Annotated in this window: 14 protein-coding genes; 7 read left to right on the top strand and 7 right to left on the bottom strand. The window is 60.8% G+C overall.

Features of this window, described 5'->3' with window-relative positions; translation table 11 throughout:
- The first annotated feature begins 136 nt into the window (after nucleotides 1-136).
- Nucleotides 137-1,591 carry a TrkH family potassium uptake protein gene (locus AD662_RS16880; protein WP_053189038.1) on the top strand — a complete coding sequence of 485 codons (1,455 nt, stop codon included), beginning with the start codon at nucleotides 137-139 and terminating at the stop codon, nucleotides 1,589-1,591.
- Nucleotides 1,592-1,661: 70 nt separating this feature from the next.
- Here AD662_RS16880 and AD662_RS29960 read toward each other — a convergent pair whose 3' ends face one another.
- Complete coding sequence (locus tag AD662_RS29960; protein ID WP_018605763.1) at nucleotides 1,662-2,150, bottom strand: hypothetical protein; 489 nt, start codon at nucleotides 2,148-2,150, stop codon at nucleotides 1,662-1,664.
- Between the two features lie 145 nt (nucleotides 2,151-2,295).
- On the opposite strand from AD662_RS29960, the gene AD662_RS16890 reads away from it, so the two are divergent.
- From AD662_RS16890 to AD662_RS16905, 4 genes are all read left to right on the top strand, one after another.
- The gene (locus AD662_RS16890) at nucleotides 2,296-3,378 is read left to right on the top strand and encodes a bifunctional transcriptional activator/DNA repair enzyme AdaA (RefSeq protein WP_053189041.1); all 1,083 of its coding nucleotides are present in this window, start codon (nucleotides 2,296-2,298) and stop codon (nucleotides 3,376-3,378) included.
- Nucleotides 3,379-3,401: 23 nt separating this feature from the next.
- Nucleotides 3,402-4,016 carry a DNA-3-methyladenine glycosylase family protein gene (locus AD662_RS16895; RefSeq protein ID WP_053189044.1) on the top strand — a complete coding sequence of 205 codons (615 nt, stop codon included), beginning with the start codon at nucleotides 3,402-3,404 and terminating at the stop codon, nucleotides 4,014-4,016.
- Nucleotides 4,017-4,217: 201 nt separating this feature from the next.
- Nucleotides 4,218-4,706, top strand: coding sequence for a GFA family protein (locus tag AD662_RS16900; protein ID WP_053189046.1), 489 nt, complete (start codon nucleotides 4,218-4,220; stop codon nucleotides 4,704-4,706).
- A gap of 101 nt (nucleotides 4,707-4,807) precedes the next feature.
- The gene (locus tag AD662_RS16905) at nucleotides 4,808-5,596 is read left to right on the top strand and encodes a MipA/OmpV family protein (protein WP_053189049.1); all 789 of its coding nucleotides are present in this window, start codon (nucleotides 4,808-4,810) and stop codon (nucleotides 5,594-5,596) included.
- Between the two features lie 30 nt (nucleotides 5,597-5,626).
- Here AD662_RS16905 and AD662_RS16910 read toward each other — a convergent pair whose 3' ends face one another.
- The 3 genes from AD662_RS16910 to AD662_RS16920 all read right to left on the bottom strand — a co-directional run bounded on the left by AD662_RS16910 (nucleotide 5,627) and on the right by AD662_RS16920 (nucleotide 8,370).
- A complete protein-coding gene (locus AD662_RS16910; RefSeq protein WP_018605758.1) occupies nucleotides 5,627-6,913 on the bottom strand; it encodes an ATP-binding protein in 1,287 nt (428 codons plus the stop codon).
- The gene (locus tag AD662_RS16915) at nucleotides 6,914-7,621 is read right to left on the bottom strand and encodes a winged helix-turn-helix domain-containing protein (RefSeq protein WP_024619205.1); all 708 of its coding nucleotides are present in this window, start codon (nucleotides 7,619-7,621) and stop codon (nucleotides 6,914-6,916) included.
- 140 nt (nucleotides 7,622-7,761) lie between these two features.
- Nucleotides 7,762-8,370: a MiaE family protein gene (locus tag AD662_RS16920; RefSeq protein ID WP_018605756.1), complete on the bottom strand. Its 609-nt coding sequence runs from the start codon at nucleotides 8,368-8,370 to the stop codon at nucleotides 7,762-7,764.
- 178 nt (nucleotides 8,371-8,548) lie between these two features.
- On the opposite strand from AD662_RS16920, the gene AD662_RS16925 reads away from it, so the two are divergent.
- Nucleotides 8,549-9,412 carry a universal stress protein gene (locus AD662_RS16925; RefSeq protein WP_053189052.1) on the top strand — a complete coding sequence of 288 codons (864 nt, stop codon included), beginning with the start codon at nucleotides 8,549-8,551 and terminating at the stop codon, nucleotides 9,410-9,412.
- Between the two features lie 167 nt (nucleotides 9,413-9,579).
- Here the strand turns inward: AD662_RS16925 and AD662_RS16930 are convergent, their stop codons facing one another.
- Nucleotides 9,580-10,050 carry a DUF1289 domain-containing protein gene (locus AD662_RS16930; protein ID WP_018605754.1) on the bottom strand — a complete coding sequence of 157 codons (471 nt, stop codon included), beginning with the start codon at nucleotides 10,048-10,050 and terminating at the stop codon, nucleotides 9,580-9,582.
- 408 nt (nucleotides 10,051-10,458) lie between these two features.
- Between AD662_RS16930 and acnB the strand changes: the two genes are divergently transcribed.
- Entirely contained in the window at nucleotides 10,459-13,068 is a 2,610-nt protein-coding gene (gene acnB, locus AD662_RS16935) for a bifunctional aconitate hydratase 2/2-methylisocitrate dehydratase (protein ID WP_018605753.1), read from the top strand.
- Between the two features lie 556 nt (nucleotides 13,069-13,624).
- Here the strand turns inward: acnB and AD662_RS29340 are convergent.
- Nucleotides 13,625-13,813, bottom strand: a complete 189-nt coding sequence (locus tag AD662_RS29340) for a nucleoid-structuring protein H-NS (RefSeq protein ID WP_156334916.1) — start codon at nucleotides 13,811-13,813, stop codon at nucleotides 13,625-13,627.
- 137 nt (nucleotides 13,814-13,950) lie between these two features.
- Nucleotides 13,951-15,231 (bottom strand): serine/threonine transporter, encoded by a 1,281-nt coding sequence (locus tag AD662_RS16945; RefSeq protein ID WP_018605749.1) that lies wholly within the window; start codon nucleotides 15,229-15,231, stop codon nucleotides 13,951-13,953.
- Nucleotides 15,232-15,523 lie beyond the last annotated feature (292 nt).

A 15,523-nucleotide genomic window follows, 5' to 3' on the forward strand; every position in this document is an offset into this window, starting at 1 on the left:
AATGGGCCCGGCTCCGGTGGTATTGAAGAAAACTGCCTTGTCGACGAGCGCGACCGCTCATTTTTTTACGCAAACTTTACGCGCCAGTCGATTCACCAAATCGATACTGTGCGGCTCATTGAATCAGGCGTTATTCATGTCCATTGCGGTTCTGCGTCTCATCGGTTTCATCCTCGGCATTTTCCTGATTACCCTGGCGATCAGCATGGCGATTCCGCTGCTCACGCTGATGCTCTACGAGCGCAACGATGACTTGTCGGCGTTTCTCTGGTCGAGCCTGATTACCTTCGTCTGTGGTATCGCGCTGGTCGCCCGTGGACGACCCGAACATGTCCAGATGCGCCCCAGGGAAATGTATCTGCTGACCACCGCCAGCTGGGTTATCGTGTGCGCGTTCGCCGCCCTGCCGATGGTGTTCATCCAGGACATCAGCTATACCGATGCGTTTTTCGAGACCATGTCCGGTATCACCACCACGGGCTCGACCATCCTGACCGGGCTGGACACAGCGTCTCCCGGCCTGCTGATCTGGCGCTCGATGCTGCATTGGCTCGGCGGGATCGGCTTTATCGGTATGGCCGTGGCGATCCTGCCGCTGCTGCGGGTCGGCGGTATGCGGCTGTTCCAGACCGAATCATCGGATTGGTCGGAAAAAGTCACGCCGCGCTCCCATGTCGCGGCGAACTACATCCTGTGGATCTATATCGGATTGACCGCCCTTGCCACCCTGGCCTTGTGGTTGGCCGGCATGACGCCCTTCGAGGCGATCAACCACGCAATGTCGTTGATTTCCACCGGGGGCTTCTCAACCTCCGATGCGTCCCTGGCGCACTGGCCTCAACCGGCTATTCATTGGGTATCAGTCGTTGTCATGATGGCCGGATCGCTACCCTTTACGCTGTATGTAGCGACACTGCGGGGAAACAGGCGCGCGTTGCTCAAGGATCAGCAAGTTCGGGGCTTCATCGGATTTCTGGTCATTACCTGGCTCGTGGTAGGTACCTGGCTGAGCCTGAACAGCGACCATGAGTGGTGGGACGCGGTCCGCATCGTGGCCGTCAACGTTACCTCTGTCGTCACGACCACCGGCGTGGCGCTGGGTGACTACACGTTGTGGGGCAGTTTCGCCCTGTTGCTGTTCTTTTACTTGACGTTCGTTGGCGGCTGTTCGGGATCCACGGCCGGCGGGTTGAAAATCTTTCGCTTCCAAGTCGCCGGGGCGCTGCTGATGGGCAGCCTGAAACAACTGATCCACCCTCGGGCGGTGATCCGAAAAAAATACAACAACCACCCCATCGACGAAGAGATCGTCCGCTCGCTGCTGACGTTTTCGTTTTTCTTCACCATCACCATCGGCGCTATCGCCCTGGGGCTGGCGCTGATCGGCCTGGACTGGACAACCGCCCTGACCGGCGCGGCCACCGCCGTGTGCAACGTCGGTCCCGGACTGGGTACGATCATCGGGCCGGCGGGCAACTTCTCGACGCTGCCGGATTCGGCCAAATGGCTGCTGACCGTTGGCATGCTGCTGGGTCGACTGGAAATCCTGACGGTACTGGTGTTGTTCACGCCGGTGTTCTGGAAGTATTGAAGACTTCGGGCACAAGAACAAAAAAAGCCGCGATGCCCTGAACAGGCGTCGCGGCTTTTTTTTCAAGCGATCAGCGGTCGTTCTTGATCGAAGAACTGGTCGCGTTGGTCAGGCCCTTGGTGTTGTGGGTACCTGGCGTAGCGGTGGAAATCGCCGACGCCTTGGTCAGGCCGCGTGTATCACGGTCCTTGGCGATGGTCGAAGTCAGCGAGGACTTGCTGGTGCGATCGGTGCGGGTGGTGCCGGTGTGCTTGCCGCTCAGGCCATGATCGCGGGTGCGGGTGCCGACATGGTCGCTGGCCAGTCCCTTGCCAAGGCCGCTGGAGTCACTGGACTTGCCATTGCCCTGGCCTCCGCCGATGCCACCACCATGGCCGCCGCCGTTTCCTCCACCGTGACCGCCACCCCCACCATTGCCACCACCGCCACCACCGCCGCCGCCATTGCCTGCGGCATAGCTCGAACCGATAGGCGACAGGTCGGCAGGCAGCAAGGCCGAGGCACCCAAGGCCAAGGCACAGACAGCAACGGCAATGAGGGATTTCTTATGTTTGGACATGATGTCTCCGAAAGACAAAAACAACGGTTGAACCTTTAAGACTCAAAGGTTCCACTTTTGTTCGTGAGCATCCGACCAAGTGCGCGGAAATTCCCTGTCGATTTTTCGGTGGAGTCGTTCCGGGCACGGTTCTATGCTCAGCCCCATGAACCTACACGACTCGCTGCTCCCGCCCCATGCCGAGATGGTCCGCGCCATGCTCGAACGAGACACCGCCTACGAGGGGGTGTTCTTCACTGCGGTCAAGACCACCGGCATTTTCTGCCGCCCCAGTTGCACCGCGCGCAAGCCGAAGCCGGAGAACGTGGAGTTCTTCGCCCATGCCGACGAAGCCATGTCGGCCGGCTACCGGGCCTGCCTGCGCTGCAAACCGCTGGACGCCGCCGCCATCGCACCCGACTGGATCCAGACCCTGCTCAAAGCCGTGGACGCCGAACCCGACCTGCGCTGGACCGACGCCCTGCTACTGGAGCAAGGCATAGAACCGCTGAAATTGCGGCGCTGGTTCAAGCAACACTTCGGCATGACCTTTCACGCCTACCTGCGCACCCGCCGCCTGGGCATTGCCTTGGGCGGCATCAAGGACGGCACGTCCATCGATAATGCCGCGTTCGATTCCGGCTATGAATCGTTGAGCGGGTTTCGTGACGCCTTCGTGAAATCCTTCCACATCACCCCGGGTCGTGCGGCCCTCAGCGAGCCCTTGCTGTTCACCCGCCTGACTACCCCATTGGGGCCGATGCTGGCCATGGCCGAGCGCCGGGGCCTGGTGCTGCTGGAGTTCCTTGACCGCCCGGCCCTGACCAAGGAGCTGGACGAGCTGCAGCAACGCTACGGCTACACGGTTGCGCCGGGCCACAACGCTCATTTGCAGCAAATCGAAACCGAACTGGCCGAGTATTTCGCCGGCAAGCTCACGACCTTCAACGTCCCGTTGCACATGCCCGGCAGCGCCTTCGCCGGGCGGGTCTGGGCTGAACTGCAAAAGATCCCCTACGGCGAAACCCGCAGCTATGGCGGCGTCGCCACAGCCCTCGGCAGCCCTGGCGCCAGCCGCGCCGTGGGCCTGGCCAACGGGCAGAATCGCCTGGCCATTGTCATTCCCTGCCACCGGGTGATCGGCGCGGATGGCTCGTTGACCGGCTATGGTGGCGGACAACCACGCAAGGCGTTTCTGCTGCGGCTGGAAAAAGCCGCCGTGCAGGTGTCGCTGCCCCTGGCGTTTTGAACGCTCCGGAGAACGAACCCCTGATGCCTGTGCCCTACCACGACGCCAGCGCCTTGCTGGCAAGCCTCGATGAAGACTGGCGACGTCACGTCGAGACGATCGGCCCTTGCCTGCTGCAGCCCAAGCCGGCCCGCGATCCCTATGAAGCCTTGGTGCGGGCGATTGCCTACCAGCAACTGCACGCCAAGGCAGGCGATGCCATCCTCGGTCGGCTGCTGGCGTTGTTCACGCCGGGCTCGTTTCCCAGGCCTGAGCAGATACTGGCAACGGACTTTGCGCAACTGCGCAGCTGCGGATTTTCCGCCAGCAAGATCGCGACTATCCAAGGCATCGCCCAGGCGACGCTGGACGCAATCGTGCCGGATTACGCCACAGCACGGGCGATGGAGGACGAAGCGTTGATCGAGCGCCTGATCAGCTTGCGTGGCGTCGGACGCTGGACCGTGGAGATGCTGTTGATCTACAGCCTGGAGCGGCCAGACATCCTGCCGGCCGATGACTTTGGCGTACGCGAAGGCTATCGACGGCTCAAGGGCTTGGCGCAACAGCCCAGCCGCAAGCAGATGGTGGAAATCGGCCTGGCCTGGAGCCCTTATCGGACGGTGGCGGCGTGGTATTTGTGGCGGGTGCCCAAGTGATGTTGCCTGTACCGACGCCTTCGCGAGCAAGCCCGCTCCCACACTGACTGAGAGCGGGCAGAAGATCTATGACCGACACAGATTCCCTGTGGGAGCGGGCTTGCTCGCGAAGGCGGTCGCATGGTCACCTTCAATTCAACTGTCAAGACACAAACTGTCTAGGCTGTACTGAGTCATTTCCAATCCCACTGGAGGTTCCCCATGCAACTAGAAGGATCCTGCCACTGCGGCGTGGTGTCGTTCACCCTCGACAGTGCCCACCCCTACCCTTACCAGCGCTGCTACTGCTCGATCTGTCGCAAGACCCAGGGCGGCGGCGGTTTTGCGATCAACCTGGGAGGCGATGCCCGAAGCCTGAAGGTTCACGGTCGCAAGCACATCTCGATCTATCATGCGCGGCTCAAGGACGAAGGCGATAAGCGCGCCCATCGCAGCAGCGCCGAACGGCACTTCTGTGCCCTGTGCGGTTCAGGACTATGGCTGTTCAGTCCCGAATGGCCGGAACTGATTCACCCCTTTGCCTCGGCCATCGACACACCGCTGCCGGTACCGCCGGAGCACACCCACCTGATGCTCGGTTCCAAGGCACCGTGGGTGGAAGTCGAGGCGCATCCCGGCGACCAGCCGTTCGAGGTCTATCCCGAGGAATCCATTGCCCAGTGGCATGAACGCCTGGGTTTGAGTCGTTAGGTCGCTTCACACTCTTTGACAATTTCCCGACAAAACTGTCAAAGATTGCCCGCCGGCAACTGCCTAGCATGGGCGCATCCAACTTCCATCCGGGTGCTCCCATGTTTCGTTCGCTGTGTCTGTCGTTGACTTCATCTGGCCTGCTTCTGCTCTGCGACTCATCGCAAGCCGAAGACTGGCGTTACAGCTTGCGGGCCGGCGCCGCCAGCGTGCCCCGTTACAGTGGCAGTGACGAACGCGTCGTGGCGCCACTGTTGGGCGCGAAGATCGTCAGCCCCTATGGCATTTTTCTCGATACCGACAAGGGCGTGGGCTGGGTGTTTGACGAAGAAGACTTCGGTTTGCGCGTGTACATCGGTGCCAGCGATGTGCGCAAGGATCGCAAGAGCGGGTTCAAAGGCTCGGATGAACTCAACGGCATGGGCTCGATCAAGTCCAGGCCGGTGCTGGGGCTGGATGGGACCTATCAAATGGGGCCTATCGTCCTTGAGGCCAGCTTCGAACATGCGCTGGAAGAAAATGACGACAACCGTGATACCGGCTCCGCCTGGAACCGGCTGAAACTGAGCATCAGCATGCCGTTTTACGAGGGAAGCCATGGCAAGCTCATGGGCAGCCTCAACAGTCAGTTCGGCGACGGCGACTATGTCCGCACCTGGTATGGCGTCAGCGCCGCCCAGGCTTCGCGCAGTCAGTTCCGGGCCCACGACACCCATGGCGGGCGGGTGAGTCGCGGGGCGGATTTGACCTGGTCATTGCCGTTCAACGAACAGTGGAGCGTATCGACGGTGCTGGCCGTGCAGTACCTGGCCGGCGACGCAGCTCGCAGCCCGATTGTGGCTCGACGGATGCAAGCGTCGTTGGTCGGACAAGTGGCTTATGCCTTCTGAAGAGAAGGCTCCCTCGCGAATGCGCCCGATCTAATCGAGGTGCGACCAGGTCATGCGAAACGATGCTCCGCCCCAGGGCGAGTCCGCCACTTCCACGTGCCCGCGGTGAGATTGCGATACTCGTCGCACCAGCGCCAGGCCCAGGCCAAACCCCCCGGTGCGACGGTCGCGGCTGGCGTCCAGGCGCGCGAACGGCTCGAAGATCTTCTCCCGACCGTCCAGCGGCACACCCGGCCCGTCGTCGTTGACCCGCACTTCATAATGATCACCCGCACGCGTCAATGACACCTGCACTCGCTCATCAGCGTAGCGAATGGCATTGCGCAGCAAATTGATCACCGCGCGAGCCATGAAACGTGGCTCGATACGGACCACCTCGACCGGACACTCGCAAATCAATAGCTGTACCCCGGCGGCCTCCGCCTCCAGCGCCACACTGCCCACCACGCTGTCGAGCCAATCGCGAGCGCGGATGTCCTCCCGGACAATCACCGTGGCGCCCTGTTCAAGGCTGGCGTAAGTCAGCAACTCGGAGACCATTTCTTCCAGCTCGCCGAGATCGGCGTACATGTCGGCAATCAATTCGCAGTTCTGGCTCGGATCGGGCTGCTGCTTGAGTTGATCCAGTTCAAACGACAAGCGTGCAATGGGCGTGCGCAGCTCATGGGACACCGCATTGGTGAGCTCGCGTTGATTGGCGATCAGGCCCTCGATGCGCGCCGCCATCAAATTGAAATGCTCGGCCAGGTCGCGAATGTTCGAACGCTTGGACAGCTGAATACGCACCGACAGATCGTTGCCGCCAAAGCGCTCGGCCGCCAGGCGCAGCTTCTCCAGGTCGCGCCAGTGAGGTCGCACCCAGAAAAACAGCACGAAACCGATCATGATCGCGATCATCAGGTAGGCCACGGCGAGATAGAACGTCATCAGGCTCGGCTCTGCCGGCAGCTTGATGCTCAGCAACTGCGAACCGTCGTCAATGCGCGAGATGAACTGTGTGTACTGCTCACGCATCACCACACGCCCCTGGGCCAACTCGGCTTGCTCCTGAGGGGTCAAGGCCACCTGATCGCGCTCGACCAAGGCCAGGCCCAAGCCGTAGTGAGGCCGCACGGTTTCCAATTGTCGCTCCCGGGCCGAACCGTCCAGGCCACGCAGTTGCTCGACCAATGACCAGGCCTGACCACGAACCGCCTCTTGGTTGTAATGCTGCATCTCACCGTCAAGAAGCGCTGCGAAGGTGCGATCAACCGTTTGCAACGCCAGCACCAAGCCAATCGTCATGACCAGGAACAATCCCAGGAATAACCGCAGCATCTACAGCTCCCACCCAAACGGATTGAACAGGTAACCCTTGCCCCAGACGGTTTTGATCCGCATCGGCTCCCGGGGATTGTCGTTGAGCTTGGCCCGCAGCTTGCTGACATAGACATCGACGCCACGGTTGAGACCATCGAAGGCAATGCCACGCATGCGGTTGAGAATGTCATCGCGCGACAGGATCTTGCCTGCCGCGCTTGCCAGCAGCCACAACAGCTCGAACTCCATGGTGGTCAGCTCGACCAAGTCACCGGCCAGTCGCACCTCCCGACTGCTGCGGTCGAGGGACAATCGTCCGAATTCAAGGGCACCGCGCACGGTGGTATCTGGCAATTGCCGACGTTGCAGCGCCCGCAGGCGGGCCAGGAGTACCGCAGGCTTGATGGGTTTGATCACGTAGTCGTCGGCACCGGATTCCAGGCCGAGGATATGGTCCACGTCATCTTCCTTGGCCGTCAGGATCACGATCGGGGTGTCAGCAACGTTGCGAATCCCGCGGCACACCTGCAACCCACTCTGCCCCGGCAGCATCAAGTCGAGCACCACCACTTTGGGCTCGAATGCCAGAAACGCCGCCAGCGCCAGGTCGCCTCGGTGCTCGATACGCACCTCGAAGCCATGTTGAGAGAGAAAGTGCGCGATCAGTCCGGCGAGCCTTTCGTCATCCTCCACCAGCAACACTTTGCCCGAACCCAGGTTATCCATAACAACCGCCCGCCAACCCATAATTGAAGTGGCCGCATTATGGCGCCAACCGCCCACGGGACGGGTAATGCAGACAGCAAAAACCGGCCTCATGGGCCGGTTCTCAACGAAGTTTCATGTTTTTAAGAGTTTTTAACAATTCAGGCCGCCATCGGCACACCACTGTGAAAACGAAACTCCACGTCCGCTGATTCGATCAGCTCCCGCTCGGCCTCACGGACCTTGTCGATGACCTGGGCAATGTCCTTGGCGTCGCCGTACTGGTAAGCCAGTTTCAGGTACCCCTGGAAATGCCGGGCTTCGCTTTTCAGCAAGCCGAAATAGAACTTGCCCAGCTCTTCATCCAGATGTGGCACCAAGGCCTCGAAACGCTCGCAACTGCGGGCCTCGATGAAGGCACCCACCACCAGGGTATCCACCAGCTTGACCGGTTCGTGACTGCGTACCACCTTGCGCAGCCCCGAGGCATAACGCCCGGCGGAGAGCTGGCGCAAGCCGATCTTGCGCTTTTTCATCAAGCGCATGACCTGCTCGTGATGCACCAGCTCTTCCCGAGCCAGGCGCGACATCAGATTGATCAGGTCGACGTGGGAATGGTACTTGGCGATCAGGCTCAGGGCGGTGCTGGCCGCCTTGAATTCGCAGTTCTTGTGGTCGATCAGTAACGTTTCCTGGTCGGCCAGCGCGGCCTGGACCCAGGCATCGGGGGTGCGGCAACCAAGGAATTCGTGAATTTCGGGAAGATTCATGGGGCTCACGGGAAAAGGTAGTCGAGCGAAGGGCGCCGATTATACCGGCCTGCCCCCAGACCACCAGCTACCGCCGTTGATATGCATCAAGTCGACGACTCACCCACAGCGACTAGACTGCTCCACAACAACTATAGTTGAGCAACGCCAGCCTTTTTATTGCAGGAGAACGCCGATCATGCAAGCCATTCGCAGCATCCTGGTGGTCATTGAGCCCGAACATGCGGAAAGCCTGGCGCTCAAGCGCGCCAAACTGATCGCCGGAGTGACCCAGGCCCACCTGCACCTGCTGGTGTGCGACAAGAAGCATGACCATGCTGGCCTGCTCGGCGTGCTCAAGGCCGCACTGCTGGCCGACGGCTACAGCGTCACCACCGAGCAGGCCTGGAACGAAAGCCTCTACGAAACCATCATCGACGTGCAGCAGGCTGAAGGTTGCGGGCTGGTGATCAAGCAGCACTTCCCCGACAGCCCGTTGAAAAAAGCCCTGCTGACCCCGGCGGACTGGAAGCTGCTACGCCATTGCCCAACCCCGGTGCTGCTGGTGAAAACCGCCGGCTCCTGGAAAGACAAGGTGATCCTGGCGGCAGTCGACGTAGGCAATGCCGACGGCGAGCATCGCCACCTGCACACCACCATCATCGACCATGGCTATGACATCGCCCTCCTCGCCAAGGCGCACCTGCATGTGATCAGCGCCCACCCCTCACCGATGCTCTCGTCCGCCGACCCGACGTTCCAGCTCAAGGAGACCATCGAAGCCCGTTATCGCGAACAATGCCGGGCGTTCCAGGCCGAATTCGACGTCGATGACCAACACCTGCACATCGAAGAAGGTCCCGCGGACGTCTTGATTCCGTACATGGCGCGCAAGCTGCAGGCGGCGGTGACGGTGATCGGCACCGTGGCCCGCTCGGGGTTGTCCGGGGTACTGATCGGCAACACCGCCGAGGCTGTGCTCGATACGCTGGAAAGCGATGTGCTGGTGCTCAAGCCGCAGGAGGTCGAGGACCATCTGGTGGAGTTGGCGGTCAAGGATTGACATACCAAGCTGTGGCGAGGGATTTATCTGTGGGAGCAAGGCTTGCCCGCGATAAAAACGACGCGGTCTCTCTGGAACCGAGGCGCCTGCATCGCGAGCAAGCTTTGCTCCCACAGTGGGGCGGTGTGACGTTTCGCTAAATCCCCTCGCCACAAAAGCTCTCTCTTTCAGCCGCCGAACGCATCCTTCAGGAACCCCGGCGCGATATAGCGCTGGTAATGAGCTTCGGACAGAAGGAAAAACTCCCGATCAATGGCATCGCGCAGATCCGGCAGATCCCAGTCGCGAAACTCCGGCATCAACACCATGCCGTAGGCTTCCAGGTTGTTGATCACCCGCGCGCCGCGGGCAATCAGTTGATAGGCCCAGCAATATTGCGACTGGTGCGGCACAAAGCGGATCTTGCGCGACTCCAGTTGCTGGCGCAGCAATACCGGGTCGAAAACCTCCAGTTTGGCCACCATCACCTGCACCAACAACTGCTCGAGCCGCATCCACACCGCGCGCTTTTCGTCCTCGTTGTAGCCGTTCCAGTGAATCACTTCATGGTGGAACCGCTTGCAGCCGCGGCACACCAGGTCACCGTAGACAGTGGAGCAAAGGCCGACGCAGGGGGTCTTGATGAGCTGGTTGGGCATAAGGAAACGCACACGCAAAAGCAGGACAGGCCGGCATGTTAGCCCTTTGTCTAAGATTGATCACCCCTCAAACTTCCAGGCCCAACTTACCTTTAATTTTTTTTTCCCGTAGAATCAGCCAGCCTTTTAAGGCGCCAATGTCCGTTAGAAGCTGTTTTCAAAGCGTCACGAGCACAGTCGTTCCTTCAGAGCGGTGTTGGCGAAGGGTCTTTCCAGCGGGGAAAGCCCAACGCCAACCCTCATCAGCTCCCCGTTCTGCAGGCGTAAAACTTTGAAAGCAGCTTCTGTGAGGAACGTGCGGAAACTCTGGCGTGGTGGCTCAAAAAGCCGCCGACGCGCATGAGTACCGTGGGTTCCTGGATGAGCGTCCCGGACACCCATTTGGGACCACTGATGAGGGTAATAACTGTGCTTGAAGCCTACCGCAAACATATCGAAGAGCGCGCAGCCCTGGGTATCGTTCCCCAGCCGCTTAACGCCGAACAAACCGCAGGCCTGATCGAGCTGCTGAAAAATCCTCCGGCTGGCGAAGAAGCTTTCCTCGTTGACCTGATCACCAATCGCGTTCCGCCTGGAGTCGACGAAGCCGCCTACGTCAAGGCCGGTTTCCTGTCCGCCCTGGCCAAGGGCCAGGCCCAATCCCCTCTGCTGGACAAGAAGCGCGCTGTTGAACTGCTCGGCACCATGCAGGGCGGCTACAACATCGTGACCCTGGTGGAACTGCTGGACGACGCCGAACTGGCGCCGGTAGCTGCCAAGGAACTCAAGCACACCCTGCTGATGTTCGATGCCTTCCACGACGTGGCTGAAAAAGCCAAGAACGGCAACGTTCACGCCCAGGGCGTGCTGCAATCCTGGGCCGACGGCGAGTGGTTCAAGAACCGCCCTGTGCTGGCCGACAAGATCAGCCTGCGCGTATTCAAGGTCACCGGCGAAACCAACACCGACGACCTGTCCCCTGCCCCGGACGCCTGGTCCCGCCCGGACATCCCGCTGCACGCCCTGGCCATGCTGAAAATGGCCCGTGACGGCATCGTTCCGGACGAGCAAGGCAAGACCGGCCCGATGAAGCAGATCGAAGAAATGCGCGGCCAGGGTTTCCCGATCGCCTACGTCGGTGACGTGGTCGGTACCGGGTCCTCGCGTAAATCGGCGACCAACTCGGTGCTGTGGTTCTTCGGCGACGACGTTCCTTTCGTTCCGAACAAGCGCGCCGGTGGTTTCTGCTTCGGCAGCAAGATCGCTCCGATCTTCTACAACACCATGGAAGATGCCGGCGCACTGCCTATCGAGTTCGACGTTTCGAACATGAACATGGGCGACGTGATCGACCTGTACCCGCATGCCGGCAAAGTCTGCAAGCACGGTACCGATGAAGTCCTGACCACCTTCGAAATGAAGACCCCGGTCCTGTTGGACGAAGTCCGTGCCGGCGGCCGTATTCCGCTGATCATTGGCCGTGGCCTGACCGAGAAGGCTCGTGCCGAGCTGGGCCTGCCAGCGTTCGACCTGTTCAAGAAGCCTGAAGCACCCGCTGAAAGCACCAAGGGTTTCACCCTGGCGCAGAAGATGGTCGGCAAGGCTTGCGGTCTGGCAGAAGGCCAAGGCGTGCGTCCTGGCACCTACTGCGAACCGAAAATGACCACCGTGGGCTCCCAGGACACCACAGGTCCGATGACCCGTGACGAACTGAAAGACCTGGCATGCCTGGGCTTCTCGGCTGACCTGGTGATGCAGTCCTTCTGCCACACCGCGGCCTATCCAAAGCCGATCGACGTGACCACCCACCACACCCTGCCTGACTTCATCATGACCCGCGGCGGCGTTTCCCTGCGTCCGGGCGACGGCATCATCCACTCGTGGCTGAACCGCATGCTGCTGCCAGACACCGTGGGTACCGGTGGTGACTCGCACACCCGCTTCCCGATGGGCATCTCGTTCCCGGCCGGTTCCGGCCTGGTCGCGTTCGCCGCTGCTACCGGCGTCATGCCGCTGGACATGCCGGAATCGATCCTGGTGCGCTTCAAAGGCAAAATGAAACCTGGCATCACCCTGCGTGACCTGGTTCATGCCATCCCGTACTTCGCCATCCAGAACGGTCTGTTGACCGTCGAGAAGAAAGGCAAGAAAAACGCCTTCTCCGGCCGCATCCTGGAAATCGAAGGCCTGGAAGGCTTGACCCTGGAGCAGGCTTTCGAATTGTCCGACGCCTCGGCCGAACGTTCGGCTGCCGGTTGCACCATCAAGCTGTCGAAAGAGTCGATCACCGAGTACCTGCAATCCAACGTCACCCTGCTGCGCTGGATGATCGGCGAAGGCTACGGTGATGCCCGTACCCTGGAACGTCGCGCCCAAGCGATGGAAGCCTGGATCGCCAACCCGCAACTGATGGAAGCCGATGCCGACGCCGAATACGCCGAAGTCATCGAAATCGACCTGGCCGACATCAGCGAGCCTGTGCTCTGCGCGCCAAACGATCCGGACGACGCCCGTCTGCTGTCCAGCGTTGCTGGCGAGAAGATCGACGAAGTGTTCATCGGTTCGTGCATGACCAACATCGGTCACTTCCGCGCTGCCGGCAAGCTGCTGGAGCAGGTCAAGGGCCAGTTGCCAACCCGTCTGTGGCTGTCGCCGCCGACCAAGATGGACGCTCACCAGCTCACCGAAGAAGGCTACTACGGCATCTACGGCAAGGCCGGTGCACGGATGGAAATGCCAGGCTGCTCGCTGTGCATGGGTAACCAGGCACGCGTCGAGCCGAACGCCACCGTGGTGTCGACTTCGACCCGCAACTTCCCGAACCGTCTGGGTGACGGCGCGAACGTCTACCTGGCTTCGGCCGAACTGGCGTCCGTTGCTTCGATCCTGGGTCGCCTGCCGACCGTCGAGGAGTACATGGAATACGCTGGCAAGATCGACAGCATGGCAGCGGACGTGTACCGCTACCTGAGCTTCGACCAGATCGCCGAGTTCCGTGAAGCGGCTGCAAACGCCAACATCCCGGTCGTTCAAGCCTAAAGCTTAAGACGCCCGACTAAAAACGCCGCCCTTCTTGCTAGGGGCGGCGTTTTTTTATGCCTGTCTATTTGAGGGGAAGTGCCTTTTTTTGGGGACATATCCGTTGCTGCGGTAACGGCGGCTTAGGGTTCCGCTCTTACAGCGGGTCACTTTTGGAAGAGCGCCAAAAGTAACCAAAAGCGCTTTGCCCCACCACTCGGCACCTCGCTTAGGCTCGGTGTGCCCTCACTCCGGCATTGCTCCGTGGGCCGCCGCGAAGGGCCATCCATGGCCCAGCGCGGCTACCTCGGCATCCATGCCGAGGTGCCCACTGCGCAATGCCTGCGTTCGGCCAGCGTGGTTTAACGGGGCGTCGAGATCAAGATCAAGATCCAAAGCAAGAGCAAGAGCAAGAGCGGGATACATGCCAGCATCTATGTGGCTGAGCCTCCGCTATCGCGAGCTTGCTCGCGATGAGGCCGGCACATCCAACATCACCGCAAACTGACACACCGCCTTCGCGAGCAAGCCCGCTCCCACAGGAGAAACGCGGTCCCACCAAGAACCAGGTCGGCCGTTAGGCCGCCTCGCGGTGGACGTTGATCTCGGGCGCCCCGTTAACCACGCTGGCCGAACGCAGGCATTGTGGAGTGGGCATCCCGGCATGGATGCCGGGATAGCCGCGCTGGGCCATGGATGGCCCTTCGCGGCGGGCCCACGGAGCAATGCCGGAGTGAGGGCACACCGAGCCTAGGCGAGGTGCCAAGTGGTGGGGCAGAAGCGCTTTGGTTACTTTCGCGCTTTTCGAAAGTGACCCGCCGTCAGGGCGGAACCCTAAGCAGCCGTTACCGCAGAAACGGATATACACACCAACCTCAAAAATCCCGCCCCCCCACAAAAGGCCTACGCCAAGAGGGAATAAACCAACGCCGTAATCGCCACCAAACCCACCAACGTAACGAAGACATTCGAAGCCTGGCCACGATAACGGGCCATGGCCGGAACTTTGCGAATGGCATACATCGGCATCAGGAACAGGATGGCCGCGATAACCGGCCCCCCCAAGGTCTCGATCATGCCCAGGATGCTCGGGTTGAGGGTCGCGACGATCCAGCACACCACCAGCATGAACGCAGCGGTGAGGCGGTCCAGGGTCTTGGGCGCCGGGCGGCGGCCGCTCTTGACGATCAAGCCCTTGAGGCCTTCGCTGGCGCCGATGTAGTGCCCCAGGAACGACTTGGAGATGGCGACAAACGCAATCAACGGCGCGGCAAAGGCGATAGTCGGGTTGCTGAAGTGGTTAGCCAGGTACGACAGGATCGACAGGTTCTGCGCCTTGGCTTCGGCCAGTTGCGCCGGGGTCAGGGTCAGCACGCAACTGAACACGAAGAACAGCACCATCACCACCATCAGCACATGGGCGCGCGACAGGATCTGCGAACTGCGCTCCTCGGCGTTGCCGCCGTAGCGCCGTTTCTGGTCCACCGCAAAGGCCGAGATGATCGGCGAGTGGTTGAACGAGAACACCATCACCGGGATCGCCAGCCACAAGGTATGCAGCAGCGCCGAAGGTTCCGGCGGCGTGGACGCGGTGGTCAGGATGCCGCCGCTCCAGTGGGGAATCAGGAACACCGCCAGGAACAGCAGTGCAACGATGAACGGGTAGACCATCAGGCTCATGGCCTTGACGATCGCCTGCTCGCCGCAGCGGACCACCGCCAGCAGGCCGAGGATCAGCACCAATGACAACACAGCCCGAGGAGGCGGCTGGATATGCAACTGATGCTCCAGGAAACTGCCCACGGTGTTGGTCAACGCCACGCTGTAGATCAGCAGGATCGGGAAAATGGCAAAGAAGTACAACAGCGTGATCAGCGCACCGGCCTTGAGGCCGAAATGTTCCTCCACCACTTCGGTGATGTCCGCGCCGTCGCGACCGGACAACACAAAACGGGTCAGGCCCCGGTGGGCATAGAACGTCATGGGGAACGCCAGCACCGCCAGGATCAGCAACGGCCAGAAGCCGCCCAGGCCCGCATTGATGGGTAAAAACAGAGTACCTGCACCGATGGCGGTGCCAAACAGGCCCAGCATCCACGTGGTGTCCTGGCGACTCCACTGGCTGAGGGTGGCTGGGACTGTCGTTTCAAAGCGCTCTTCGACGCTATTGGCCTGATCATTCATCCGGGCGGATCTCCGTATTCCGGTCACATGCACCCGGCCGGGACGAGTCGGAAAAACCCGACAGGCAGCGCCCTGGCCGAAACAGGGGCGCGATTGTCCGGGATTAGTGAGCAGAAGCAAAGGCTTAGCTGAGGAGCGGTTATGCATATCAGATCGCTGCCATAGAATTATCCCTACACTCCCTGTGGGAGCGAGCTTGCTCGCGATAGCGGTGGGTCAGCTTGCACCAGCACTGAATGTACCGCCGCCTTCGCGAGCAAGCTTTGCTCCCACAGGTCCTGATCAAACAGAT

It is taken from the genome of Pseudomonas kilonensis, from assembly GCF_001269885.1.
Classification (GTDB): Bacteria; Pseudomonadota; Gammaproteobacteria; order Pseudomonadales; family Pseudomonadaceae; genus Aquipseudomonas; species Aquipseudomonas kilonensis.

Bases quoted from the DNA above. Each gene is read 5' to 3' on its own strand.
- AD662_RS16915 (WP_024619205.1), bottom strand. From the start codon at position 7,621: ATGGATAACCTGGGTTCGGGCAAAGTGTTGCTGGTGGAGGATGACGAA.
- AD662_RS29960 (WP_018605763.1), bottom strand. From the start codon at position 2,150: ATGTCCAAACATAAGAAATCCCTCATTGCCGTTGCTGTCTGTGCCTTG.
- AD662_RS16945 (WP_018605749.1), bottom strand. From the start codon at position 15,231: ATGAATGATCAGGCCAATAGCGTCGAAGAGCGCTTTGAAACGACAGTC.
- AD662_RS16930 (WP_018605754.1), bottom strand. From the start codon at position 10,050: ATGCCCAACCAGCTCATCAAGACCCCCTGCGTCGGCCTTTGCTCCACT.
- AD662_RS16920 (WP_018605756.1), bottom strand. From the start codon at position 8,370: ATGAATCTTCCCGAAATTCACGAATTCCTTGGTTGCCGCACCCCCGAT.
- AD662_RS16905 (WP_053189049.1), top strand. From the start codon at position 4,808: ATGTTTCGTTCGCTGTGTCTGTCGTTGACTTCATCTGGCCTGCTTCTG.
- AD662_RS16895 (WP_053189044.1), top strand. From the start codon at position 3,402: ATGCCTGTGCCCTACCACGACGCCAGCGCCTTGCTGGCAAGCCTCGAT.
- AD662_RS16890 (WP_053189041.1), top strand. From the start codon at position 2,296: ATGAACCTACACGACTCGCTGCTCCCGCCCCATGCCGAGATGGTCCGC.
- AD662_RS16880 (WP_053189038.1), top strand. From the start codon at position 137: ATGTCCATTGCGGTTCTGCGTCTCATCGGTTTCATCCTCGGCATTTTC.
- AD662_RS16900 (WP_053189046.1), top strand. From the start codon at position 4,218: ATGCAACTAGAAGGATCCTGCCACTGCGGCGTGGTGTCGTTCACCCTC.
- AD662_RS16925 (WP_053189052.1), top strand. From the start codon at position 8,549: ATGCAAGCCATTCGCAGCATCCTGGTGGTCATTGAGCCCGAACATGCG.
- AD662_RS16910 (WP_018605758.1), bottom strand. From the start codon at position 6,913: ATGCTGCGGTTATTCCTGGGATTGTTCCTGGTCATGACGATTGGCTTG.